Here is a 25489-nt window from a genome sequence, read left to right on the forward strand (position 1 = left end):
CATACACCACAAAGCAACAGGCCCGGAATCCACCTGAGCAGATTCCGGGCCTGTATGGCTGCCGCCGGATCGAAACCCGGCGTTACCGTTTAACGTGCAATTGCTTGGCTGCTTACTCTGCAACTACTGCCAGGTTAATTACAACGCTCACGTCAGAGTGCAGCTGAAGCTCAATCTCGTACTCGCCAACCACGCGAATCGGGCCTTCCGGCAGACGAACTTCACTTTTCTCGACTTCGGTACCAGCAGCGGTAATCGCATCAGCGATGTCACGCACACCGATAGAACCGAACAGCTTGCCTTCTTCACCAGCCTTGGAGGTGATGGTGACGGAGGAACCTTCCAGCGTCTCACCACGGGTCTGGGCTTCGGCCAGTTTTTCGGCGGCTACTTTCTCAAGTTCTGCACGGCGCTCTTCGAACGCCTTCAGGTTTTCGGCTGTTGCCGGAACAGCCTTGCCATAAGGCAGCAGAAAATTGCGACCGTAGCCGGCCTTTACCTTGACCTTGTCACCCAGTGAACCAAGGTTTGCTACTTTTTCGAGCAGAATAACTTCCATCTCGTTAACCTCTTCGTGCTTTATTCAGCCGGGCCGGAGGGCTTTATTCGTCTCCGGATATCCAGCCAGCTATCCACAAAAGCCAGAACTACCAACAGAATCATCAGGCTTGGACCAAGCAGTACCAGCGCCAGATAGAACATTATCAGCCACTGACCACTCAGATTTTTACGACCAACAACGCCATGGATCAGGGCCAGGCCCGCCAGAAACAGCGGCAAGCCTCCGGCCCAACCCAGCAGCATGGAATTGAGCCCGAGAACGGGCCCTGCCACCATGGTAATCACGCAGATAACCGCGATTGCCGGTGACAGCCGGAACGAGTGGAACTCGGTCCGGAATCCGCCGGGATTATACAATCCCGCCTGCCAGGATCTTGCCAGCATGGTCATGCCCACCCCGATAACCAGGTAGGTGCCTGCCATGCTCGCATTCATGGTTTGCCGAATGACTGTTTCCAGCCTGTCGCCAAGACTGCTGGCCACTTCGGCGTTGTACTCTTCGTAAAATCTCACCCCGGTCTGCACCAGATCGTTCAGCAGATCCGGATACAACAGGGGCAACATCATGCCTGTCACAATACCCAGGAAGCTGCCCGCCAGAAGCGCTTTCTCCCAGGACAGGGTTGTTCGCAGTATGGACGCAATCAACATCACCTGAAGCAATACAGCCAGCGCTGTCGGGTCCTGCCCGAACCAGCTCCAGCCGAGTGCCGGAAGCAATGCCCAGAGGCCAATGTTAAGCCCCTGGCTGATACCCAGCCTGAGAATGACCAGGCCAATGACCGCTGCACCAATCCAGAACAAAAGGGGTATCGCAGTGGTAACTGCGGCAACCCCGCCTGCCTGCAGAGGACCGCGCATTACAAACTGTGCCAGTGCACGCATGGTCCCGGGTCCTGTTTATTCTGTTACTTAGTTATCGTGGCTGTCCGAATACGGCAGCAGTGCCAGATAGCGGGCACGCTTGATAGCGGTAGCCAGCTGACGCTGATAGCGTGCCTTGGTGCCGGTGATACGGCTGGGCACGATTTTGCCTGTCTCAGTAACGTAACCTTTGAGGGTGTCAAGATCCTTGTAATCGATCTCTTTAACACCTTCTGCCGTGAAGCGGCAGAACTTACGACGTCTGAAAAAACGAGCCATAACTTAACTCCTCAACTCCGGTGATGGTTTTACTCTTCTTCGTCCTGGGTTTCAGCCTGCTGACGTGATTCGTCAGATTCAGCTGAACGACGCGGACGATCATCTCCGCCACGACGATCTTCACGGGACTCGGAAGCTTTCATCGGGGACAGGTCGGTATCGGCACCATCGCGGCGCAGGATCATGTCGCGGATGATGGCATCGTTGAAACGGAAGTTGTGAGTCAGCTCGTCCATCGCTGCCTGTGAACATTCAACGTTCATCAGTACGTAGTGAGCCTTGTGAATCTTGTTGATCGGGTAAGCCAGGTGACGACGGCCCCAATCTTCCAGGCGATGTACCTTGCCGCCATCTTCATTGATGACGCCGGTATAACGCTCGATCATCGCGGGCACCTGCTCGCTCTGATCCGGGTGTACCATAAATACGATTTCGTAGTGACGCATGAGTTCTCCCTACGGTTTAAACAGCCTCCGGTAAACGCACAGAAACAGACTGGGCAAATACAGGAAGCAAGGAGGTGGCAGCCAGGGCCGCCGGCTTCTTGATGCCTACTGCCCGGAATTCAGGCAATACGACACTGCCCCCTGGAAAAGGGGGTCACGTATTCTAGGCGTGTGGGGGGTACTATGCAAGCCGCTGTCGCAAAGCTTCGTACAGGCAAACGCCAGTTGCCACCGAAACGTTGAGGCTGTCGACGTGGCCAAGCATGGGGATATTGATCAGCAGGTCGCAATGCTCACGGGTCAAACGCCGCATACCCTTGCCTTCTGCCCCCATTACCAGAGCCACGGGGCCGGTAAAGTCAGCCTGGTAGACGGTGCTCCTGGCCCCGCCCGCGGTGCCGATAAGCCAGACACCTTGATCCTGTATTGTCCGCATAAAGCGGGCAAGATTGGTAACCCGCACCAGCGGCACGGTTTCGGCAGCGCCGCAGGCCACTTTGCGCACTGTGGGCGACAGTGAGGCCGACTTGTCCTTCGGGACCACGACAGCCTGAACACCAACGGCATCGGCAGTGCGCAAGCAGGCCCCCAGGTTGTGGGGATCAGTGACACCATCAAGAATGAGCAGGAACGGCGGCTTATCGGAACCTGCGAGCATGGCCAGCAGGTCGTCCTCGCTCCACTCACGGCTTTCAGATACCGCCGCCACCACGCCCTGGTGAACTCCGGAAACCCGCTGGTCCAGTTCCTTACGATGCACCACCTGCCAGCGCACCCCGAGTTCGTTCAGGGCATCGGTGACGGTTTTGACCCGGCGATCTTCGCGGCCAGTCTGGATCCACACCTGCTGCAGTCGCTCGGGCTCACGCTTGAGAACTGCTTCAACCGCATGCCAGCCAAAAATAAACTCTTCAGCCACAGCTTATTTTCCTGACTTGCGGGATTTGCGCTTCTTGTCAGCGCCGTCGGTTTTGCCAGCAGGCTTCTTGCCTTTGCCCTTGCCCAACGCCAGCTTGGCGGCTTCTGCCACCAGCTTGTCGCGGGCTGACAACTCGCCATCGTCTTCGTAGGTCGGCGCCACTGCCTCAGGTTTTTTTGATTTGCCACCGGTCTGTGGCGCGGAACCTTTGCGCCGGCGCGGTTTTGCAGCGGCATCCCCGCCTTTGTCACCACCAACCTTGCCACGATCACCGCCACGGGAACGACCTGCAGAGGCTTTGCCACCTTTGCCACGCCCCTTGCCCTTATCCCTTGGTTCACGCTTGCTGATTTCCAGGGCATCGCGGTCGGCCTGGCGGTGCTGGGGCTCGCTCACCAGTTCAAGATCGATCTTGCGGTCTTCCATACCTACACGCACCACCTTCACGCGGACATCGTCGCCCAGGCGGAAACTCATGGCGGTACGCTCGCCAATCAGGCGATGCTTGGCGGAATCGTGATGGAAGTAATCACCACTGAGCGTAGACACGTGCACAAGGCCTTCTATATAGACCCCGGACAGCTCCACGAAGAAGCCGAATGGCACCACTGCGGCTATGACACCGTCGTATTCCTCGCCCACATGGTCTTTCAGGTACTCGCACTTGAGCCACGCCATGACATCTCGGGTAGCATCATCGGCACGCCGCTCGGTCATCGAGCAGTGCTCGCCAAGTTGGTGCATGCGGGGCGTATCGTAAGGGTAATCCGCAAGCTCCGGGTCATGCTTCGGAGGCGCAACCACATCCTTGCTGCCTTCTTCACCATGAACCACTGACTTGATGCCACGATGCACGATCAGGTCCGGATAACGGCGAATTGGCGACGTAAAGTGGGCATAACTGGAAAAGCCGAGACCGAAGTGACCACCCTCTTCCGGACTGTAGACTGCCTGACTGAGAGAGCGAAGCATCACGGTCTGGATAACATTGGCATCGGAGCGGTCTGAAATACTGGCCAACAACTCCTGATAGTCCGCAGAGGTTGGCTTGTCACCGCCACCCAGTTGCAGGCCCAGCTCGCCCAGGAACAGCCGCACCGCGCTGAGCCGCTCTTCCGAGGGACCATCGTGAACACGATACAGTGACGGCACCTTGTGTTTCTTGAGGAATCGCGCGGTTGCCACGTTGGCCGCCAGCATGCACTCCTCGACAATCTTGTGGGCATCGTTACGCTGGACCGGGACAATTTCCTCGATCTTGCGGTTGGCGTCGAACACCACCTTGGTTTCCGTGGTCTCGAAATCGATGGCGCCCCGCTCGGTTCTGGCCTTGCGCAGTAACTTGTAGAGGTTGTACAGGTTGTGCAGGTGCGGCAGCACGTGAGCGTACTGCTCCGACAACCGGTAGCCCGGCTCCGAGTCCGGCCGCTCCAGCATGTCGCTGACCTTATTGTAAGTCAGCCGTGCGTGGCTGTGCATCACCGCCTGGTAGAAGGTGTAGCCACTGATTGCGCCAGCGGCGCTGATGGTCATGTCCGCCACCATACACAGCCGGTCCACACCCGGGTTCAGGGAGCACAGGCCGTTGGACAGCTTTTCCGGCAGCATCGGCACCACGTGATCCGGGAAATACACGGAGTTACCGCGGTTGATGGCCTCTTCATCCAGTGGCGTACCCGGGCGCACATAGTGTGATACATCCGCAATTGCTACCAGCAAGCGGTAGCCGCCTCGAGGGCGGGGCTCGCAATAGATCGCGTCGTCAAAATCACGCGCGGACTCATCGTCGATGGTTACCAGGCGCAGGTTTCTGATGTCCACCCGGTTCTGTTTGTCTTTCTCTGTGACTTCCTCGGGGATACCGGCCGCCTGCTCACCCACTGCTGGTGGCCAGCTGTGGGGGATATCGTAGGAGCGGATGGCAACGTCGATCTCCATTCCCGGTGCCATATGCTCGCCCAGCACTTCCACCACTTTGCCGGTGGGTTGGGTGCGAACGGTGGGCTGGCGCAGAATATCGACCACCACATACTGACCATGCCGTGCTTCATTAATATGTTCGGCTGGAATCAGAACTTCGTGATTGATGCGGGCATTCTCCGGAACTACAAACGATATACCGCTTTCCTGGAAGAGTCGGCCCACGGTCTGATGGGTACGGTATTCCAGTACCTCGACAATCACCCCTTCTCGACGCCCACGGTCATCCACCCGGTCTACCCGAGCCGCAACCCTGTCGCCGTGGAAAACCTGACGCATCTGGCGCGCTGTCAGAAACAGATCCGATCCGCCGTCATCGGGAATCAGGAAGCCGAAACCGTCCTTGTGCCCTGTTACACGGCCTGTCACCAGATCCGCTTCTTCAATCGGAAGGTAAGCGCCACGGCGGTTGCAGATCAACTGGCCGTCCCGGCACATGGCGATCAATCGGCGGCGCAGGGCTTCAATACCCTCTTCAGACTGTTGCCCCAGTTCCTCGCACAGGGTTTCATGAGTGGCCGGCGCTCCCCTCTCTTTCAGGTGCTCAAGAATGAACTCCCGGCTCTGGATCGGGTTGTCATACTTGCTGGCCTCACGTTGTGCGTGGGGGTCGTTGTCTGTCTTTTTCCTGGAAACCATTCGTATCCTTAATTCTGATTCCCCCATGGAAATCAGTCGTTATATTGCATTTGCCAGAGAGTATAACGCCGCCAGCGGCCGCCTGCCTAACCGCTCGCTGAAAATAGGCACAAAAACCGGCGTTGGGCGGCAAAAAATGTTTGACAGCCTTTTTCCGAATGATTAAAGTACGCGCCATCGGTTGACGGCATTGCCTGTAGCCGAGGCAGAAACTCCGGAAATTCAATAAGCTAAAGCCGTTGAATCCCCACCGGAAAAGCTGCAAATCACCTGCCGAGGTGGTGAAATTGGTAGACACGCTAGCTTCAGGTGCTAGTGGGGGCAACCCCGTGGAGGTTCAAGTCCTCTCCTCGGCACCACTTCCTTCCTCAGGAAGTGTCGGAAATCCGAAACCCTTATACGCACATGCCGCAGCCTTTCACAGGCCAGTAATACAATGCCCCGCTATACCCGGGTGGCCGCACCGATCTTCCATTTTACTCCACCAGTCCCGACAGATACTCCGATAGCCGCTGATACGCATAGTTCACGCGAGCGGAGGCGGTTATCCCGAACGTCCAACTCAAGCGCAAGGGATTCGAATCCGTCAGGCTGCGGAATAGTGCCGGATACGGTGTACGGCTGCTGCGCCGAAACCAGAATCAGGCTCCAGAAACTCGGTACCCTTCTCCAATGTTGCGGTCAGGGACTGTACCTGCATATCGGCCATCCTGGCACGAGCGTTGATCAGACGCACCATTTCCCGCAGTGAAGGTCGCATACAGCCATGGGCCGTAATAGACGTTACCCGGCCATCCTCGGAGTAATCAAACTCCAGCTCGGCGGAAACGCTGAGATTGGACATGGAAGCCGCCTCTTCACTCAGATAACGATCACGCCCGTCGCCGTCTCGCAGGAGGTTGGCGTATTTTTCCGAAAACTGACTGGCCATGAAGCGAGCAAAAGCACGGGCATAGGGCTGAGCCCGGTGATCTTCGGATTTGACGTAGTCGCTGAGCATGTAGGCTTGCTCCAGCACCACATCCCCCATACGGGTCTGCTCTAGGGGATGTTGGCCGGGGGAACCTTGATAGGTTTGGCAATGTGTAAAGTTTGGTAACAACTGCCTGCCATAGGTTCCCATCTGACTAATGGGTTTTGCCTCACGAACCGATTGGCCCAGTCGCTGGCTCAGGTTTTGTAGGAGTCGAGCTTCGATTGCAGTTCTTCCGCCAGACTTTTCAGCTTTTCCGACGCCTCGTTGGTGTGGGTCGCATTTTGTTGGCTACTTCCAGCCATCTGACGGATGTGTTCCAGGCGCTGGTTAATATCCTCCGCAACCTGGCTTTGCTCTTCAGCCGCACTTGCCATTTCAATATTTGTGTCCCGGATACTCCGGACACTGTCGCGCAATGATCCGATGGCCCCCCCGGTCTCTCTGATCATGTCGTTGGTCTCATTGGCCAGCCGGCTGCCAACCTCGATCACATCAGTCACACTGCTCACCCCTTCGCGAAGATGATGTATCTGGTCCTGGATTTCCTTGACCGACTCCTGGGTGCGACTGGCAAGGTTCCGGACTTCCTCGGAAACAACGGCAAATCCTCTGCCATGCTCTCCAGCGCGGGCGGCCTCGATGGCCGCGTTCAGGGCAAGAAGATTCGTCTGTCCGGAAATGTTTTCGATGACCGCCAGAATACTGCCGATGTTTTCGGAGGCCTCTTTCAGAGAGGCGCTTGTCTGGACTGATCGCTGATTATTATCAAGCTGGCCTTGGATCTTTGCCGTGGTCCTGTCGATCAACGATTGACCGTTCTCGGCCAGGCCGTCAGCGTCTTTGGCAATATTTTCTGCCCTCGACGCGCTCTCAGCGACGTTCTGAGCTGTTGCCGTCATTTCGTTCATGGCCGTCGCAACATGTTCGGTTTCTTCTGTCTGGTTTGAGACTACTGAAGCCGAATCCGCGGCAATAGCTTTCAGTTCGCCAGAGGCATCCCGGAGGCTTCCGGAGGAGTTTTTAGTGTCAGCAATGGTCGCTTGCAGGCGATCCAAAAGGCGATCGAACCCCTGTGCCATCAAACCGAGTTCATTGCGGCCGGTGGAATTGAAGCGGACTGTCAGATCCCCCTCGCCGCTGGCAATGTCATCAATTGCCGCGATCATCCGTTTCAACGGTCGGGAAACAACCCATTGCGCCAGTACGCTCAGACACGCGATGAGAATAACCCCGGCAACAAGGATGGCAACGATCGCTCCCAGAGTCTGGTTGCGAACCATCCCGGAAACCTCATCCCTGGAGTAGCCAGTAACGATCTGGTAACCCCATGGATCAAATGTCGTTCGATCGAGTTGCCACCTATCAGCATCGGTCTCCAGTATTTCTTCGAGTTGCGCTGATGCGATGGTATCCGATTGCATCCGGAGCCTGTTCTTGTCGTCCAGAAGCCCGATGAATCCATCCTGCAGAAGTCGGGACGAATTGATGACCTCTTCCAGCACCTCAAGATCTGCCGAGTAACCCACGTACCAGATTCCGATAATCTGGTTTGTATCGTTGCGAATGGGGCTGTAAGCCGTGAGATACGGATTACCGAGTATATCCACCTGCCCGAAGTAAGCTTCTCCCCGGCTGATGGCTTTTCCCGCCGCCCCGTCCATGTTGAGTTTGGTCCCGATAGCCCGTGACCCATCCTGTTTTTTGACGTTGGTTGAGACCCGGACAAAATCCTGGCCATCTCGCACGAAAAGGGTCGCCGTGCCTCCCATAACGCTGGTTACGCCGTCAACCAGTTCAAAATTGTTGTTCACCATCGTATCGCCCAGAAACAGGGCGGGTGCTGATTGCCCAGCCACGGGTTCCTGGCCATTGACGGTCGCGCCTCCCTGCCTTTCTCCTCTCTCCATCAGTAGATCAAGAGAGTTCTGCACTCGTTTTGACATAAGGTCGTCAGTAATCGAGAGCATCTGGACGACTTCATCGATCAGGGTCTCGCGCTTTTCAATCACCTCGGAGGTAATCGCTTTCTGGGTGTTGATCGCGAGAAAAATGCTTGCGATCAATGCAATAGCAAATAGAATTCCGGCAATCGAGACGATGAACAGTTTACGAATGGACATAGACACTTCCTGATCTGCAACTGGCTTGGAGACAAGCGCCGTAGAACTCGTAACTGCTGAGACTGACGACTCACTTGATACAGTTAACGGCAGAGTTCGGGAGTTAATGAAGCTTAATTTGATCTAACGATGGCAGGTTGCATAGCATAATCGTCTAGTACCAGACCCCTGGCACCAGACCGACGCAAAATTGCGCTCAGAATGAGCGCGCCACAATTTCCTTCATGATCTCATTGGTACCGGCGTAGATGCGCTGAACACGGGAATCTGCCCAGGCCCGGGCAATGGGATACTCCCACATATAGCCGTAACCGCCATGAAGCTGCACGCATTCGTCCATGACCTTGCACTGCAGATCGGTGGTGTGCTGTTTCAGCATGGCTGCAGTGGGAATATCCAGCTTCTTCTCCAGATGCAGTTCCAGGCAACGATCACAGAACACTCGCGCGGCGGTGATTTCCGCTTTCATTTCCGCCATCTTGAAACGGGTATTCTGGAAGGCGATCACCGGCTTGCCGAACGCCTTGCGCTCCTTCACATAATCCAGGGTCCATTGCCAGGCAGCTTCGGCAGCGGCGACCGCTGTCAGGCCGACCTGAAGGCGCTCGGCCGGCAGCTCCGCCATCAACTGGAAAAAGCCCTGGCCTTCCATGGACCCCAGCAGTTGGTCAGCCGGCACCCGGACGTCCTGGAAGAACAGTTCCGAGGTATCCTGCGCCTTCATGCCCACCTTGTTCAGGTTCTGGCCCTTTTCAAAGCCTTCCCAGGCACTTTCCACCAGCAGCAGGCTGGTGCCCTTGGCACCCTCTTTGGGGTCGGTCTTGACCACCACGATCACCAGGTCTGCCATCTGACCGTTGGTGATGAAGGTTTTGGAGCCATTCAGCACGTAATGGTCGCCTGCCTCGTTCTTTACCGCCGTGGTTTTCACCCCCTGGAGGTCAGAGCCGGCACCGGGCTCGGTCATGGCGATGGCGCCGATCATTTCACCGGACGCCAGTTTCGGCAGGTATTTCTGTTTCTGCTCTTCGGAGCCGTAGTTGAGAAGATAGGGGGCAACAATGTCAGAATGCAGCGTCCAGCCGATGCCGGACAGGCCCGCCCTGGAAACTTCCTCCATGATGACCGCACTGTAGCGGAAATCTGCCCCTACGCCGCCATACTCTTCCGGCATCGTCGGGCACAGAAAGCCCAGCGCACCGGCCTTGGTCCAGAGTTCCCGGCTGACCTGACCGTCTTTTTCCCATTGTTCGTGATAGGGCGCCGCTTCCTGCTGCAGGAACTTGCGGACGGAATCCCGGAAACCTTCAAGGTCGGCATCAAAGAGTGTGCGTGGAATCATGGTGAACCTCGGTGAAAGACTGTCTTGTGATTGTCGTTCACCAAGTCTCGGGGGAGCGGCGATTTCGCTCAATGATGAAAAACATCAATCGGGCTGGCCAAAACCATCGCTGGCCATCAGTCCGGCTGTTTGGCCCTGAGACGCTCTTCACCCCAGCGTGGCATCAGATCCTGGGGCAGACCCAGGTGGTCTAGCAGGCGGGCAACAATGAAGTCCACCAGGTCTCCGACGCATTGCGGCTGATGATAGAACCCGGGGCTGGCGGGCATGATCACCGCACCCATGCGGGTGAGCCTCAGCATGTTTTCCAGGTGCACTTCAGAGTAAGGCGCTTCCCGCGGCACCAGAATCAGTTGCCGCCGTTCCTTCAGGGCCACATCCCCGGCACGCTCGATGAGGTTATTGCTGGCGCCGGTGGCCAGTGCGGAGAGGGTACCGGTGCTGCAGGGACAGATCACCAGTGGCGCCTTCTCACCCGAACCGGAGGCCGGCGGAGAAAACCAGTCCTCCCGCCCGAACACCAGCACCTGCCCGGGCCTGGCACCGGCATGGTTGGTCAGCACTTCCTGCATGGCCGGTGTATTGCCCGGCAACTTCAGATCCGTTTCCGTGGCAATCACGATCTGGGCAGCCTTGCTGACCATCACATGCACCCGACAGTCCGCCGCCACCAGGCACTGCAACAGGCGAAGACCGTACTGTGCGCCGGAGGCTCCGGTGAAAGCCAGGTTGATCACCCGCTGGTTGTCTGATGCTGCTGTCATGCTGATGTTCCCTGATCGGTTGGAGGGCAAACGTCTGTCAACCGGTTTTACGTTCAAGTTCTGCAATCAGCTTCTGATGTATACCACCAAATCCACCATTACTCATGATGACAATATGGCAGGGGCCGGATACCTGTTCCAGAACCCGGCCGATCAATGCCTCCATTGTCGACTCTACAATGTGTCGCTCCGGTGTGTCCGCCGTGGCGTTATGGCCATCAATCAGTTCCGGTAGCCAGTCCATCTGGTTGAGATTGGCCCAGATCACGCGGTCGGCCGCAGCCGCGCTGGGCAGCAGGGTCTGCTGGTGCACCCCCTGCTGCATGGTATTGGAACGGGGTTCAATCAGGGCGACGATGGTTTCCTGACCCACCTTGTTGCGCAACCCTTCAAGAGTGGTAGTGATGGCCGTGGGATGATGGGCGAAGTCATCATATACATGGACACCACCAACGTCCGCCAGCAACTCCATCCGCCGTTTGACGCCGGAAAACCGGCACAGTGCCGCCACGGCGTGATCCGGCGTGACCCCCACATGCCGGGCAGCGGCAATGGCCGCCAGGGCGTTACGCACGTTGTGAAGACCGGTCTGCGTCCATTTCACGGTGGCGACAGGCTGCTCATGATGAACCACCATGAAGTGGCTGCCATCTTCCGCCAGCAATTCTGCCCGCCAGTCGGCCATGTAAGGCACTTCGCTGCCCACTGATATGGCCTGGATACTGGTCCAGCAGCCCAGTTCCAGCGCCCTGTCCAGATGGATGTCCAATGCCGGCCTGATGATCAGCCCGCGGGAGGGGACGGTTCTGACCAGATGGTGAAACTGGCGTTCAATGGCTTCCACATTGTCGAAGATATCGGCGTGGTCGAATTCCAGATTGTTGAGAATCAGCGTGTGGGGCCGGTAGTGAACGAACTTGGAGCGTTTATCGAAAAAGGCGCTGTCGTATTCGTCCGCCTCGATCACGAAAAAATCGCTGTTGCCAAGCCTGGCGGAGACCGGAAAGTCGTTGGGGACACCACCGACCAGATAGCCAGCTTCAAGACCTGCCTGCTCGAGGATCCAGAGCAGCATTGCCGTGGTGGTGGTTTTGCCGTGGGTGCCAGCCACCGCCAGCACCCAGCGATGACGTAACACTTCCCGGGCGAGCCACTCCGGGCCGGACATGTAATCGATATTCTGGTTCAGAACTGCTTCCACTTCGGGGTTGCCCCGGGACATGGCATTACCGATGAGCACCAGGTCTGGCGCGGGCTTGAGGTTGTCCGCATGGTAGCCTTCCATCAATCCGATGCCCTGGGCTTTCAGCTGGGTGCTCATGGGTGGGTAAACCCCCTGGTCGGAGCCGGTCACGGTGTGCCCGAGCTCCCTGGCCAGCACGGCCAGACTTCCCATGAAAGTGCCACAGATTCCCAGGATATGAATATGCATTCGGTTATCGACCTCTTGAATGAAACCTGCAAAGCGTCCCGTATAGAGTGCGGGTCGTCAAGCGTTGCTTACGACGTTTGATGTCATGAAAAAAAACGGCGATTGGCGTATCATCTGCCGCATTCGATGAAACTGCAGGAGGCACCAGCCGGAAATGGCCACCAGAAACGCATTCTATGCCCAGTCAGGCGGTGTAACCGCCGTCATCAACGCCAGTGCCTGCGGGGTCATTCAGACCGCCCGCAAGCATCCGGATCAGATCGGAAAAGTCTATGCCGGACGCAACGGTATTATCGGCGCCCTGAAAGAGGAACTGATCGATACCAGCCTGGAAAGTGATGACGATGTCCAGGCCCTGATCCACACCCCCGGCGGTGCGTTCGGGTCCTGCCGCCACAAGCTGAAGAATTTTTCGGAAAACAAGCGTGAGTACGAACGCCTGATCGAGGTGTTCCGGGCCCACGACATTGGCTACTTCTTCTACAACGGTGGTGGTGATTCCCAGGATACCGCCTACAAGGTATCCCAGCTTGCCGAGAAGATGGGCTACCCGATTACCTGCATCGGCGTTCCCAAGACCGTGGACAATGACCTGCCCTTCACCGATTGCTGCCCCGGTTTTGGATCAGTGGCAAAGTACATTGCCACCTCCACCCTGGAAGCCAGCCTCGACATACGCTCCATGTGTGAAACCTCCACCAAGGTGTTCATCCTGGAAGTGATGGGACGTCACGCCGGCTGGATTGCCGCATCCGGCGGCCTTGCCGGCAAGGGCGAAGGCGAGCCTCCGCACGTCATTCTGTTCCCGGAAGTGCCCTTCGAGCGGGAAAAATTTCTTGAGCGGGTGGATTTCTGTGTCAAGGAATATGGCTATTGCGTGGTGGTTGCGTCTGAAGGCGCCCAGTATGAAGACGGTCGCTTTCTGGCTGATGCCGGCGCCAAGGATGCCTTCGGCCATACCCAGCTTGGTGGCGTAGCTCCCGCCCTGGCCAACATGGTGCGACAGGCCCTGGGCTACAAATACCACTGGGCGGTTGCGGATTATCTCCAGCGCAGTGCCCGCCACATCGCCTCTGCAACGGATGTAGAGCAGGCCTACGCCGTCGGCAGGGTAGCCGTGGAAATGGCCCTGGCCGGCAAGCAGGCCCTGATGCCCACCATCGTGCGCGAGCAGTCACGCCCGTATCGCTGGCACATTGGTGAGGCGCCGCTGAGCGATGTTGCCAATCAGGAAAAGAAAATGCCGATCCACTTCATTACCGATGATGGCTACGGTATCACCCAGGATTGTCGCGATTACCTGGAGCCGCTCATTTACGGTGAGAGCTTCCCGCCGTTCGATGACGGATTGCCAAGGGTGGCAAAGTTGAAAAACCAACTGGTCGAAAAAAAGCTGAAGGCCGATTTCCAGATCTGATCGGCCGCAGACCAAAAAGGGCGCATCCGGCCAGCCGGGTGCGCCCTTTTTTGGCGAACTGCTCAGCTGAACGTGGAACCAGCCCGCTCCAGATACTCGGAAAAATGATCAAATCCGCCCACGTGTTCCTGACCCACGAAAATCTGCGGGACCGTATGAACCGGTTTGCCAATGGTTTTGGACAGGTCTTCCTTGCTGATCCCCTCCTCGACAATGTCGACATAACGGTATGGAAGATCATTGATCTCGCACAGCTGCCTTGCACGCGTACAGAAACCACAGGAAGCGCGGCCAAAAATAGTGACTTGCTCCATAATTCAACTCCTGGTCCGGAAAATAGGCGGGCTTTCACAGCCTCAAACAAGCGGCATTATGATCGCATGTTTACATAAAAAGAAAATTGATGGGCTGAATGGTAGCGATAGCAATAGACGATTCAGCGACCGCCGGGGTTACCCCGCTTTGATCCAGCCCGATCAGCAATATCAGGTTTTCAGGCGATTCAGCTCCGAATCCAGCGTCTGCACCTGCTCATCCAGAGTGCGACCGCTGCCGCTTACTCTCTGTGCGAGAGCCCTCAGATCATTAGCCGCGTCACCTATGCGGGTAAGATTCCGGTTGATCTCCTCGCTGACGCTACTCTGCTCTTCTGCCGCCGTAGCCACATGGGTAACGTGCTCCACAATGGTTGCAATACGCTCAACCACCGAAGCCAGCGAGTGATCTGCTTCCCGGGTGCCTTCAACGGCCCGGGTGGCACGGTCAACACCACTCTGGATAACAGTGACAGCACCGCTCACATCATTTTGCAGGCCATCGATCATCAGACTGATTTCATCGGTTGACTCACGGGTGCGGGAGGCAAGGGTTCTCACCTCGTCTGCCACCACGGCGAAACCACGACCCTGCTCTCCTGCCCTGGCGGCTTCGATGGCCGCGTTCAGGGCCAGCAGATTGGTCTGTTCCGCGATCCCCCGGATCACCTCGATGATACGGTTGATGTCTTCACTGCGCGTGGCCACGTGGCCAATGGCGTTACTCGCCTCATCCATATCGCCGGCAAGGGCGCTGACGCCATCAAGGGCTGACGTCAGCGTATCCTGGGTAAAACGGATACCGTCCTGGGCCATTTGCGCATTCTCAGCCGCCTCACCCGCGAATCCGGCCACTTCGCCCGCTGCCGCGGACATTTCGTTCATGGCGGTGACAACGCTCTCGATGTCCTGATGCTGACGCTCGGTCTGGTTGTCGGTTTCCGTGGCGATGTGGCCCACATCAGCGGCCTGCTGGCTGACCTGTCCATTGACCTTTTTGAGGTCGTTGATCATTTCCCGTAGCCGGCCAAGGAAGCGGTTAAACCCGCCGGCCAGTTCAATGAGCTCCGCATGGGTATAAATGTCCAGTTCACGGGTCAGATCCCCCTCGGCACTCGCCAGGTTTTTCATGCGGTCACGGATCTCATTGAGCGGCCTGGTAACAGATCGCACCAGTACAACCAGCACAAGAATTGCGATCACCGACACCAGAACACCCACCATGGTCTGACGCCCGGCGGTGGCGTTCACCTCACTGGACAGCAGCCCGGTAATCTCGGATACGTCTGCCAGAGCGGTTTCCCGAGGCAGTTCGATCAGCAGCGACCATTCGGTATCCGGCAGGGCAATCTCGATGGGATAGGATACCGCCAGTGTTTCTCCATCGTCGTAATTGCCATCACCCCGATGCAAAGAGGTGTATTGATCAGCCTGTTGCGGCAGCGCCGCCGACAGTGGGCGGCCCAGGTATTCACCGTAGTGGCTGGAGGCTGCAATCAGCCCCTGGTTACTGAGCAGCGTGACCCTGGACTCACCATCATAGAGCTCGCGGCTGACGGTCTGTATGGTCTGCTGCAGCGTGGACAGGTTGATATCAACCCCCGCCACACCCGCGAATTCGTTGTCCTTGAGAATAGGCACCACCAGGCTGGTCATCAGCTCGGAATATCCTTCCTCGATCTGGTATTCATAAGGCTCCATTATGCAGGGCTTCCCGGTATCCCGGGAACACAGGTACCACTCGGCCTCACGGGTCCCGAACTCGTTGCGCTCGTCAAGGTACTTTGTCGCAGGATCTTCCGTGCGGCTGAAGGCCACATCCCCTTCCGGAGTGCGATAGTAATAGATCTCCAGGGTGCCCTCATCGCTGCTGTGGTCTTCCACGCCACCGGTAAAATAGCGATCCTGGCCGTCATAGGCATCGGGCTCGAACTGGGCATAGATGGAACTGAGGTTGCCCTGCTCTTCGAGGATTGCCCCGACCGTTTCCTGAAGATCAATGCGGCTGATACGCCCGGAGCTGTCTGCCTGGATATTGCGGCTGATTACATTGCGAACCACTTCTGGCGTCCGGTAGGCTGTGGCAAACATGCCGCTGACCAGCTCGCCATACTTGCCGGCCGTTGCGCTCAGACGCTCGACGGCCATACCCTGGACGGTTTCACGGGTTTCGGAGGTAATTCGCTGCTCCATTTGCCCAAGGGACAGCTGGGCCGTCACCACGATGCTGATGCCCATGACCAGCAGGAGAGTGATAACAAGGGCATAGAGTTTGAAGCGAAGTGACAGCTTTTTCATTGGTACAACCTGTCCTGGTACGGGAGTTTATTTCGAGGAATCAGCATTGGCCTACCTTACGCTTTTCATGACCGCCCTGGCCGCAGCAACGCTATTGCCGGCCTATTCCGAAATACTGCTTGGCGGCATGGTGACGCAAGGTTATTCGCTCTGGTGGATATGGTTCTGGGCCACCGCAGGCAATACGGCCGGCTCGGTGATTAACGGGGTTATCGGCAGGCAAGTGGATCGCTTTAAGCACAAACGCTGGTTTCCGGTATCAGAAAAACAGCTGGAACAGGCCCGAATCCGCTTTAACCGTTACGGGCAATGGTCGCTGCTTCTGGGCTGGCTTCCTATCGGTGGGGACCCGTTGACACTGGTCGGGGGCATCATGCGCGTCCCCTGGCTCAACTTCGTGGTGCTGGTGGGCATCGGCAAGGGCGCACGCTACGCCTTGGTAATATGGCTGGTGCTGGAAGGGTCCGCGGTTCCCGGGTCTCCGTAGAGGTATTGCCGCAGCAGGTCCTCACCGTTGAACTCCGCGTTGAGCACTGCGATGAAGGTATAGACACCAATCAGCTTACGATTCAGAAAGACGAACTCTTTCGGCGGCACCTTGAAGTAACGGCTGATGGCGGATCGCGCCGCCTGGCGGGCAACCCGGGATGGCAGATCGCTCTGTTTCCAGCGATATTCGCCGTCGTCGTTTACGGCGTAATCCGGCCAACTGCTCCGGTCCCGTGACAGGGGTTCCAGTACCGACATGCAGACCGAGCCGAACTTTTCCAGTACGTCCGCCGGCCATTCCTCGCTCATGAAGCGCAGCTTCACCCCACCATCAATCACTGCCTCCAGATCGCCCTCATAGGAGGCCCGGATCATCTGGATGACCGGGTCGAGAAATTTGGCCGAATAGGACTGAACCGCGCCAAAATCCAGCAACACGATCTGGTCGTGCTCCCGGTCGGCGCCACTCTCACCGGCAATACGAATGCGATAATTGCCGAAATTCGGGTCGGTCTGGATTTCACCCCAGACAAACAGTTCGCGGAAAAACAGTTCCAGTGCCGCCCGGCCAAGCTCGCTGCGACGTTCCAGCGACAATTCCCTGACCGTCACCGAGCTTACGGAATGGCCCTGCTCGTAGGTGGAGGCGATAACATGAGCCGTGCAGTATTCTTCCAGAACCCTTGGCACCACGAAGCGGGGATCGTTTAACAGCATCTGCCGGAATTTTTCCGTTGTGTAGGCCTCCAGGCGATAATCCACCTCCCGGTGCATCATGTCCCGTACTTCTTCCAACCAGTCGTTGAATTCCGGGCCGAACGACACTAGCCGTGCAACTCTGAGCAACTGGGCCACTGAGTTGAGGTCGCTGTCAACAGCCTCATCAACCCCCGGATACTGAACTTTCAGCACCAACTCAAGACCGTCACTGCGACGGCGGGCCCGGTGAACCTGGCCAAGGGAAGCCGCGCCGATGGGGTCCGGATCCACTTCCAGTTCCGCACGCCGCTCGGCACCCAGCTCGTCTTTCAACACGCGCTCAATGGACGGCCACTCAAGCCAGGTGGTCTGGTCTTCCAGGGTATGCAACGCTTCTGTTACTTCTTCCGGCAGGAAATGTTCGCCGTACAGTGCCATCACCTGCCCGATCTTGACCACACTGCCCTTGAGCTTCCCCAGCTCTTCCACCAGAAACTCCGCCTGGCTGGACAGCATGGCGCGATGCCTGGCGTCCCGCTTGTCCTTGCCACCAAACCAGTTGGTGGCCATATGGGACGCCATGCGTGTACCGGCATACAATCCGGCCCTTGTCAGGGAGAGCCGGCGTTCGAAGCTTCCGGTCTTGATTCGTGCGACAGATGTGCTCTTGGGTCTGGGTGCCATCAAAAACCTGCCCGGTTCAGTAAGTGTTGGCGTTATCAGCCTATGAATTCATTATACGGATACCTCTCCGTTCAAACCTAACCGACCGATCATCAATTCCAAGGGCACCAGGGAATTCGGCGGATGTTTCCATGCGCGAGGCTGGCGGCAAGCTCGCCAGACAGAATGGTTGTCACGTCACTGATATCCACGCCCGGTGCAAAGTCCCTGACCTGGCACATGGACATACCGGCGTAACCGCAGGGGTTGATACGGCGGAACGGCTCCATGTCCATGGCAACGTTCAGCGCCAGACCGTGAAACGAGCAGCCGCGTTTCACCCTCAGGCCAAGAGACGCAATTTTCGCCTCCTCAACGTACACGCCCGGTGCATCGGGCCGTGGCGAGGCCGCAATTCCAAACTCTGCCAGCGTCTGGACGATCGAGCGCTCAATTACATCCACCAGTGTGCGCACGCCAAGCCTGTGCCTGGTGAGGTCGATCAGCAGATAGACCACCAGTTGTCCGGGGCCGTGGTAAGTCACCTGTCCGCCACGGTCGACCTGAATGACGGGAATATCGCCCGGAGCAAGAATATGCTCGGCCTTGCCCGCCTGCCCCTGGGTGTATACCCGTGGATGCTCCAGCAGCCAGATTTCATCGGGCGTTGAGGCATCACGGCCGGCGGTGAACGATTTCATCGCCTCCCAGGTTTCCAGGTAAGGCTGCTCTCCCAGTGTACGAACAATCAATTCGTCCATCCGGTCACAGCACCATATGGACCCGGCCACTGGCCTTCAGCTCTTCAAACAGAGCCTTGAGCTGCGGTTCGCCGGTGGCGACGATTGTCAGATTCACTGACGAAAAGCGTCCGCCGCTGCTTTCCCGGACAAATACATCCTTTTCGGATATCCCTGGTGCATGCTGCTCTACCACTTCCACCACAAACTCTTTGAAATCGGGGGCGGAATCCCCGATGACCTTGATCACATAGTCACAGGGGAACTCTATTTTGGGTGCCTTTGGCTCACTCATCGCGGATTTCTCCCGGGCGCACCGGCCCTTATTCAAACAACTGCATGAAGAATAGCTTGATGGCGTCCCAGATGCGTTTGAAAAACCCACCCTCGGGCACATCACTGAGGGCCAGTACCGGCTGGTCAACCACTACCTCATCGTCCAGTTTCACAGTCACCCGACCCAGCTCATCGCCTTTCGACACAGGCGCCTTGATCACGGAATCCAGTTCCACGGTGGAATCCAGAGAGTCACGGGAGCCCCGGGGAATGGTTACGTGAATATCCTCCATGAGGCCCACTGAAAGGCTGTCGCTCTCACCACCCCAGACCTGAGCTTCCAGCAGTTCCTGGCCGGACCGGAAAAGCCTTTCTGTCTGGTAGTAGCGAAAGCCGTAGTTGAGCATTTTCTGGACTTCCTGGGCGCGTTCTGTCGTGCTGTCCGTACCCATAACCACAGCAATCATGCGGGTGTCATTGCGTTTGGCTGATGCCACCAGACAGTAGCCCGCCTCTTGGGTATGGCCGGTTTTCAGGCCATCAACGCTGTCGTCACGCCACAACAGGCTGTTCCGGTTTGGCTGCCTTATGTTGTTGAAAGTGAAATGCTTCTGCGCGTACAGGGGATAGTTTTCCGGGTAGTCGTTGATAATCGCCTTTGCCAGCAGGGCCAGATCGTAGGCGGTAGAGAAATTATCCGGTGACGGCAACCCGGTGGAGTTGGCAAAACTGGTTTCATTCATGCCCAGAAGCTGCGCCTGCTGGTTCATGACATCAACGAAGGCATCCTCACTGCCGGCAACAAACTCCGCCAGTGCCACAGAAGCATCGTTACCCGACTGGATGATAACGCCCTTGAGCAGGTCCTCCACGGATACCTGTGTTCCTTCCTGTACGAACGTGCGCGAACCCTCGGTACGCCACGCCTCAACACTGATGGGCACCATGTCGGACATGGTTATCCGGCCCTCGTCCAGCTCCCGCTCAACGATATAGGCGGTCATCATCTTGGTCAGGCTCGCCGGAGGCAGGCGTTCATGGCTGTTTTCCTCCATGATGATCCGCCCGGACAGCGGATCCATCAGGATGTAGGAACTCGCACCAATCTGAGGCGGAGACGGGATCAGCACAGACTGCGCTGCCGCCGGTGTTGCCGACAGCAGGGCAAGCATGAGAACAGCGGTACAGGCGCGAAATACGTTTTTTATTGCCATGGGTCCATTCAGTATCAAGTGGGTGACTGGTTCAGTGTGTGTCGGTCAGCAATATTGACTGACCGAATCCTTGGTTTTCAAGCCGGCTCTGGGCTCTCAGTGCTTCATCTTCGTCGTTGAAAGGCCCAGCCTGGACGCGGTGGAAGCGGCCTGATGCCGTTTTTACCTCCCGCACTCTCATGGGATCGTCCACCGCCTCACGGGCGCGTTTTAGCAGAACCTCGGCAGGACTGCGCTGGCTGAACGAGCCCAGCTGCACGAACAGTGATTTGCTGCCACCACCAGACTCGGCAAGACGCTCTGCCGGCACCGGTGCCTCCCCGTCAGGAAACGGCTTGCCCGCCAGGGTCATTGAGCCGTCTTGTTCAACGGTTATGGCGGCCACTTCCACTCTTGCCGTGCCCTTGCCCTGGTAGCCGAGCTTCTTGGCAGCTGCATAGGAGAGATCGATCAGCCGGTCGCCATGAAAAGGTCCACGGTCATTTACTCTCACGATCACCGAACGGCCGTTATCAAGATTGGTAACACGGGCGTAACCGGGGATCCTGAGGCTCTTGTGAGCGGCCGACATTTCATACATGTCAAAAACCTCACCGTTGGAGGTTTTATGGCCATGGAATTTTTCGCCATACCAGCTGGCCGTGCCGCGCTGGACATAACCGTCGTTGCTCTCTATGACGCGGTATTCCTTTCCCCACACCTTGTAGGGGGACTTGTTTCCAGCCCCCCGGGGCTCCTCATAACGGGGCTCTGCATCCTGCAGGTCCGAGACATCGAAATTGCCGGCGGGCGCCCGGTCCTGACTCATGGTGTATCTTGACGAATGATCCGGTTCCGGTGATGACGCACACCCGGCCAGAACCAGGGCCGCCACGACAGCCAGCAAGAAAGTGCTTTTAATCACGAGTTATTATCCACCCCGTTCTGTTGTTCCGACTGGCTGGCCAGCTCGTTCAATGCATTGGCCAGCTGGAACACAGCCATGGCATACAGATGACTGTGATTGTAGCGGGTTATCACGTAAAAGTTATGGTATGTCAGCCACAGCTCAGGACCATCAGCACCGGCAAGACGGATTGCCCGGGCTTTTGCATCTCCGGCCACGTCGGCTTCGGGCGACAACCCGGCCTGCCGGTAGTCGTTGACTGTGAGGGTCGGCTTCAGTTCCCGTGTCAGCATTGGTGAACCTTCCGGCAAGCCGCTCTGCACAGGTTCTGCAACTGGCTCGCCCTGCTCCCAGTGATGGGCGCGGAAATAATTTGCCACACTGCCGATAGCGTCGACCGGGTTGTGCAGGATATCGGCGATGCCATCACCGTCGAAGTCAATAGCATAGTGACGGTAGCTGCTGGAGATAAACTGGCCATACCCCATTGCCCCGGCATAGGAGCCGGTCAGTTCTTCCGGGTCAAAACCCTGCTCGCGGGTCATCAGCAGGTACTGCACCAGTTCACTGCGGAAAAAACGACTTCTCGGCGGATAGTCGAACGCCAGGGTAGCCAACGCATCCAGAACTCTGTGCTTGCCCTTATAGGTGCCATACCAGGTTTCCACACCAATAATCGCAGCGATGACCGATGCCGGCACGCCGTATTCGGCCTCTGCCCGCTCAAATGCCTCGCGATGCTGCCTGAGAAATTCGACACCCTGCTCGATTCGTTCCTGGCGGATGAAGATCTTGCGGTACTGGTGCCATTCCAGGGTCTTTTCTGCCGGCCGGCTGATGGAATCCAGAATTGAATCCTGGCGCTCGGCCGTGGCAAGCAGGGCTTCGACCCGGCTGGTCTCGAAGCCATAACGCTTTGCCATCTCATCAATAAAAGCCTGGCCTTCAGGGGTTTTGTCGTATTGCGCCCATGCCAGCGCCGGCACCATGAAAAGGACCGCGATGACCAGTCCGTTACGCACCCGGTTTCTGACTGTTTTCATGGAACTCCCCGTGAGGATGAAGCTGGCAAGATTACCACGACGACCTGCAGGGCAACCATTACCCGCTGTCCATGCTGACACTGGTTTGTCAGGCACTGATCATCCGCCTGTGGGTCTGGATAGACATCAACACTCCGAAGGCCGCCATGAGGGTAACACTGGAAGTTCCGCCATAGCTGACAAGAGGCAGTGGAATCCCGACGACCGGCAGCAGGCCGCTCACCATTCCGACATTGACAAAAATGTAGATGAAAAAGGTCATGGTCAGAGCACCCGCCAGCAAGCGGCTGAAAGAGTCCTGAGCGATGGCGGCAATGTACAGACAACGCAGGATAATCAAAAGATAAAGCACAAGCAGCACCAGCATACCGATGAAACCGAATTCTTCAGCAAGTACGGCCACGATAAAATCGGTATGGCTTTCCGGCAGGAATTCCAGGTGGGACTGTGTGCCCTGAAGCCAGCCTTTGCCATCCACCCCACCGGATCCGATAGCGGTTTTGGACTGGATTATGTTCCAGCCCGCGCCGAGTGGGTCACTCTGGGGATCCAGCAGGGTCAGCACCCGCTGCTTCTGGTACTCCCGCATGACGAAGAACCACATCAGTGGCGCCGCCACAGATACCATGGCAAAGAAAGCTCCGATCAACCGCCAGCTGATGCCCGCAAAAAACACCACAAAAATTCCCGCTGTGCCTACCAGCAGGGATGTGCCGAGATCCGGCTGGAGGATGATCAATGCCATGGGTACCAGGGCAATCAGAATCGCCACAGCGACGTGGCGGATACGTGGCGGCAGGTAATGGCGTGACAGGTACCAGGCTGCCATCATTGGCACCACAAGTTTCATCAGTTCTGATGGCTGAAAACGTGGCAATCCCGGAATTGCCAGCCAGCGCTGGGCACCCTTGGCCCCGACGCCTACCAGTAACACCGCCGCCAGGCCGGCAAGACCCAGAGCGAAGAGCCAGGGCGCCCAGCGCCGGAACACAGAAGGATCAAGCTGGGCAAAGACCAGCATCACCACCAGGGCAACCCCCATGCGGATACTCTGGGCCTTGACCACTGCCATGTTCTGGTCGGCTCCACTGTAGAGCACTACCAGACCACCACCGATAAGCGTCAGCAGAAGAAACATCAGGATGGGGTCAATATGCAGAACAGACCAGAGCCCCCTGGGCCCGGATAATGAATTGCGTGCTGACCCGGTAAACATGTCTCCCGCTGCCATCAGTTAGCGTCTCCTTCGGATGCGCCCACAACCAGTGCCTCTCCCTCTTTCGGGAAACCCAGCAGCCAGGCGTCGAACAAAGCCCTGGCCACGGGCGCCGCGGTACCACTGCCGCTGCCGCCATTTTCCACAATCACGGCCACGGCAATCTTGGGATCATCCACTGGCGCGAAGCCAACGAACAGCGCGTGGTCTCTCAAACGCTCGCGTATTTCCTCTTCATCGTACTCTTCGTCCTCTGCCAGGCTGAACACCTGGGCGGTCCCGGTCTTGCCTGCCATGCGATAGGGGGCTCCACGGGCGGCACCACGGGCAGTACCCTTGCTGCCGTGCATCACTTCCACCATGGTATCCACTGCAAACTCCCAGTCGCCCGGATTCTTGAGCTCGATTGACTGGTGATCTCCGGTGGGCAGTACGTTGTCGATCGAGCGATCACCCTTGATATCTCTCAGAAGCCGCGGCTCTGCCCAGTTGCCACGGTTGGCGATAACCGACGTGGCGGTTGCCAGTTGTAGCGGCGTTGCCAGCATATAACCCTGCCCGATACTCATGTTTACAGAGTCTCCGGGGTACCATGACTCATTGTGAACGGCCCGTTTCCAGTCTCTGGAGGGAAGCAGTCCACTGAGGGCCCCTGCGACGTCCAGGGTTGCATCTTCACCAAAGCCGAACGCCGACAGGTAGTGGTGCATCTTGTCCACCCCCATTTCAACACCCATCTGGTAAAAGTAGGTGTCAGTGGATTGAGCCACCGAATCCATCAGATTGACCCAGCCGTGGCCCGTGCGTTTCCAGTTTCGGAAACGACGGCCGCCTTCCCTGAGCTGAAAGTAGCCGGGGTCCCAGATTTCTTTTTCCCGGGTTGTTACCCCGCTGTCCAGGCCAGCCACTGCCATCATGGGTTTGATAGTGGATCCGGGCGGATACTGGCCACGCAACGCCCGATTGAACAATGGCATGTCGATACTGGTGCTCAGTTCCCGGTATTCATCACTGCCAATACCGGTAACGAACTTGTTGGCATCGAAACCCGGTACGCTAGCCAGGGCCAGCAGCCCACCTGTGGATGGCTCTACCGCCACTATGGCGCCGCGGCGGCCATCCAGTAATTCGTGGGCCAGGCGCTGCAGCCGCAGGTCCATATGCAGGCCGATGTCCTCTCCGGGCACCGGGTTCTGGCGTTCCAGCACTCGCAGCGTTCTGCCACGGGCATTGGTTTCTACATGCTGATAGCCAACCCGGCCATGCAGAAGCTTTTCATAAAACCGCTCCACGCCGGACTTGCCTATGTAATTGGTGCCAGCATAGTTGATGGGATCAATTCGCTGCAGTTCCTGCCGATTGATCCGTCCCACATAGCCAAGCGCATGGGCCGTCAGTTCACTGTGAGGATAATAGCGAACCAGTTCGGCGGACACTTCCACCCCGGGCAGTTCGTGGCGATGGACGGCAAGCCGTGCAATTTCCTGTTCATCCAGGTCATAACGCAGCGGCAATTCCTGGAAAGGTCGCCTCGGCTCCATCAGCCGACGTTCGAAGCGCTCCATGTCTTCATCGGATATGCTAAGCATGCCCTGGAGCTTGGCCAGCGTTTGTTCGATATTGCCGACCCGCTCCGGTACCAGGGTCACGCTGAAAACCGGGCGATTCTCGGCAAGCAACACGTCGTTGCGGTCGTATATCAGTCCCCTCGGGGGCGCCACTGACTGAACCTGAACACGATTCTTGTCGGAAAGGGTGGTGTAGATATCGTGCTCGACAACCTGCAACTGATACATCCTGGCGACCAGCATTCCGAGCAACGTGGCCACCAGTAACAGCATTACCAGGGCCCGACGCTGGAACAGGCGTCGTTCGGCTGCTGTATCCTTGAATTCTCCCCAGGGCATATATC

General features: G+C 57.3%; 24 protein-coding genes and 1 tRNA gene. 4 read left to right on the forward strand and 21 right to left on the reverse strand.

Features of this window, described 5'->3' with window-relative positions; translation table 11 throughout:
* Positions 1-112: 112 nt before the first annotated feature.
* The 6 genes from rplI to rnr form a co-directional block, all read right to left on the reverse strand.
* The gene (gene rplI, locus ACESMB_RS03165; RefSeq protein ID WP_372925247.1) at positions 113-559 is read right to left on the reverse strand and encodes a 50S ribosomal protein L9; all 447 of its coding nucleotides are present in this window, start codon (positions 557-559) and stop codon (positions 113-115) included.
* A gap of 20 nt (positions 560-579) precedes the next feature.
* Positions 580-1446, reverse strand: coding sequence for a hypothetical protein (locus ACESMB_RS03170; RefSeq protein WP_372925246.1), 867 nt, complete (start codon positions 1444-1446; stop codon positions 580-582).
* A 27-nt stretch (positions 1447-1473) separates the two neighbouring features.
* Complete coding sequence (gene rpsR, locus ACESMB_RS03175; RefSeq protein WP_114613426.1) at positions 1474-1704, reverse strand: 30S ribosomal protein S18; 231 nt, start codon at positions 1702-1704, stop codon at positions 1474-1476.
* Between the two features lie 29 nt (positions 1705-1733).
* Entirely contained in the window at positions 1734-2150 is a 417-nt protein-coding gene (rpsF, locus tag ACESMB_RS03180; protein ID WP_027831131.1) for a 30S ribosomal protein S6, read from the reverse strand.
* Positions 2151-2331: 181 nt separating this feature from the next.
* Positions 2332-3069 (reverse strand): 23S rRNA (guanosine(2251)-2'-O)-methyltransferase RlmB, encoded by a 738-nt coding sequence (rlmB, locus tag ACESMB_RS03185; protein WP_372925245.1) that lies wholly within the window; start codon positions 3067-3069, stop codon positions 2332-2334.
* A 3-nt stretch (positions 3070-3072) separates the two neighbouring features.
* Positions 3073-5688 carry a ribonuclease R gene (rnr, locus tag ACESMB_RS03190; RefSeq protein WP_372925244.1) on the reverse strand — a complete coding sequence of 872 codons (2616 nt, stop codon included), beginning with the start codon at positions 5686-5688 and terminating at the stop codon, positions 3073-3075.
* A 25-nt stretch (positions 5689-5713) separates the two neighbouring features.
* Between rnr and ACESMB_RS03195 the strand changes: the two genes are divergently transcribed.
* Positions 5714-5854 (forward strand): hypothetical protein, encoded by a 141-nt coding sequence (locus ACESMB_RS03195; RefSeq protein ID WP_372925243.1) that lies wholly within the window; start codon positions 5714-5716, stop codon positions 5852-5854.
* A gap of 106 nt (positions 5855-5960) precedes the next feature.
* Positions 5961-6047 (forward strand) — tRNA-Leu (locus ACESMB_RS03200).
* 227 nt (positions 6048-6274) lie between these two features.
* Here the strand turns inward: ACESMB_RS03200 and ACESMB_RS03205 are convergent.
* The 5 genes from ACESMB_RS03205 to mpl form a co-directional block, all read right to left on the reverse strand.
* The gene (locus tag ACESMB_RS03205) at positions 6275-6718 is read right to left on the reverse strand and encodes a hypothetical protein (RefSeq protein WP_372970893.1); all 444 of its coding nucleotides are present in this window, start codon (positions 6716-6718) and stop codon (positions 6275-6277) included.
* Between the two features lie 140 nt (positions 6719-6858).
* Positions 6859-8784, reverse strand: a complete 1926-nt coding sequence (locus ACESMB_RS03210; protein ID WP_372925241.1) for a methyl-accepting chemotaxis protein — start codon at positions 8782-8784, stop codon at positions 6859-6861.
* A gap of 196 nt (positions 8785-8980) precedes the next feature.
* Positions 8981-10126 (reverse strand): acyl-CoA dehydrogenase family protein, encoded by a 1146-nt coding sequence (locus ACESMB_RS03215; protein ID WP_372925240.1) that lies wholly within the window; start codon positions 10124-10126, stop codon positions 8981-8983.
* Between the two features lie 116 nt (positions 10127-10242).
* On the reverse strand, positions 10243-10890 hold the full coding sequence (locus ACESMB_RS03220; RefSeq protein ID WP_372925239.1) for a flavin prenyltransferase UbiX: 648 nt from the start codon (positions 10888-10890) through the stop codon (positions 10243-10245).
* A 37-nt stretch (positions 10891-10927) separates the two neighbouring features.
* On the reverse strand, positions 10928-12322 hold the full coding sequence (mpl, locus tag ACESMB_RS03225; RefSeq protein WP_372970894.1) for a UDP-N-acetylmuramate:L-alanyl-gamma-D-glutamyl-meso-diaminopimelate ligase: 1395 nt from the start codon (positions 12320-12322) through the stop codon (positions 10928-10930).
* Positions 12323-12476: 154 nt separating this feature from the next.
* Between mpl and ACESMB_RS03230 the strand changes: the two genes are divergently transcribed.
* A complete protein-coding gene (locus ACESMB_RS03230) occupies positions 12477-13739 on the forward strand; it encodes a 6-phosphofructokinase (RefSeq protein WP_372925237.1) in 1263 nt (420 codons plus the stop codon).
* Between the two features lie 62 nt (positions 13740-13801).
* On the opposite strand, the gene ACESMB_RS03235 is transcribed toward ACESMB_RS03230, so the two are convergent.
* Together ACESMB_RS03235 and ACESMB_RS03240 are read right to left on the reverse strand one after the other, a co-directional pair.
* Positions 13802-14053 (reverse strand): GrxA family glutaredoxin, encoded by a 252-nt coding sequence (locus tag ACESMB_RS03235; RefSeq protein WP_372925236.1) that lies wholly within the window; start codon positions 14051-14053, stop codon positions 13802-13804.
* A gap of 171 nt (positions 14054-14224) precedes the next feature.
* Positions 14225-16351: a methyl-accepting chemotaxis protein gene (locus ACESMB_RS03240; RefSeq protein ID WP_372970895.1), complete on the reverse strand. Its 2127-nt coding sequence runs from the start codon at positions 16349-16351 to the stop codon at positions 14225-14227.
* 46 nt (positions 16352-16397) lie between these two features.
* Here ACESMB_RS03240 and ACESMB_RS03245 point away from each other — a divergent pair, with 46 nt between their 5' ends.
* Positions 16398-16838: a YqaA family protein gene (locus tag ACESMB_RS03245; RefSeq protein WP_372925234.1), complete on the forward strand. Its 441-nt coding sequence runs from the start codon at positions 16398-16400 to the stop codon at positions 16836-16838.
* On the opposite strand, the gene ACESMB_RS03250 is transcribed toward ACESMB_RS03245, so the two are convergent.
* The 8 genes from ACESMB_RS03250 to mrdA form a co-directional block, all read right to left on the reverse strand.
* Complete coding sequence (locus ACESMB_RS03250; RefSeq protein WP_372925233.1) at positions 16781-18223, reverse strand: ABC1 kinase family protein; 1443 nt, start codon at positions 18221-18223, stop codon at positions 16781-16783. The two genes, ACESMB_RS03245 and ACESMB_RS03250, sit on opposite strands and share 58 nt — an antisense overlap.
* A gap of 92 nt (positions 18224-18315) precedes the next feature.
* Positions 18316-18963, reverse strand: a complete 648-nt coding sequence (gene lipB, locus ACESMB_RS03255) for a lipoyl(octanoyl) transferase LipB (protein WP_372925232.1) — start codon at positions 18961-18963, stop codon at positions 18316-18318.
* Between the two features lie 4 nt (positions 18964-18967).
* Entirely contained in the window at positions 18968-19237 is a 270-nt protein-coding gene (locus ACESMB_RS03260; protein ID WP_372925231.1) for a YbeD family protein, read from the reverse strand.
* A gap of 28 nt (positions 19238-19265) precedes the next feature.
* Entirely contained in the window at positions 19266-20432 is a 1167-nt protein-coding gene (locus tag ACESMB_RS03265) for a D-alanyl-D-alanine carboxypeptidase family protein (protein ID WP_372925230.1), read from the reverse strand.
* A 31-nt stretch (positions 20433-20463) separates the two neighbouring features.
* Entirely contained in the window at positions 20464-21333 is an 870-nt protein-coding gene (locus ACESMB_RS03270; protein WP_372970899.1) for a septal ring lytic transglycosylase RlpA family protein, read from the reverse strand.
* Entirely contained in the window at positions 21333-22361 is a 1029-nt protein-coding gene (gene mltB / locus ACESMB_RS03275) for a lytic murein transglycosylase B (RefSeq protein WP_372970896.1), read from the reverse strand. Before mltB ends, ACESMB_RS03270 begins: the two co-directional genes overlap by 1 nt.
* Positions 22362-22449: 88 nt before the next feature.
* Entirely contained in the window at positions 22450-23592 is a 1143-nt protein-coding gene (gene rodA, locus ACESMB_RS03280; RefSeq protein ID WP_372925227.1) for a rod shape-determining protein RodA, read from the reverse strand.
* Positions 23592-25484, reverse strand: coding sequence for a penicillin-binding protein 2 (mrdA, locus tag ACESMB_RS03285; RefSeq protein WP_372925226.1), 1893 nt, complete (start codon positions 25482-25484; stop codon positions 23592-23594). Before mrdA ends, rodA begins: the two co-directional genes overlap by 1 nt.
* Positions 25485-25489 lie beyond the last annotated feature (5 nt).

The organism is Marinobacter sp. (assembly GCF_041686475.1).
Classification (GTDB): domain Bacteria; phylum Pseudomonadota; class Gammaproteobacteria; order Pseudomonadales; family Oleiphilaceae; genus Marinobacter.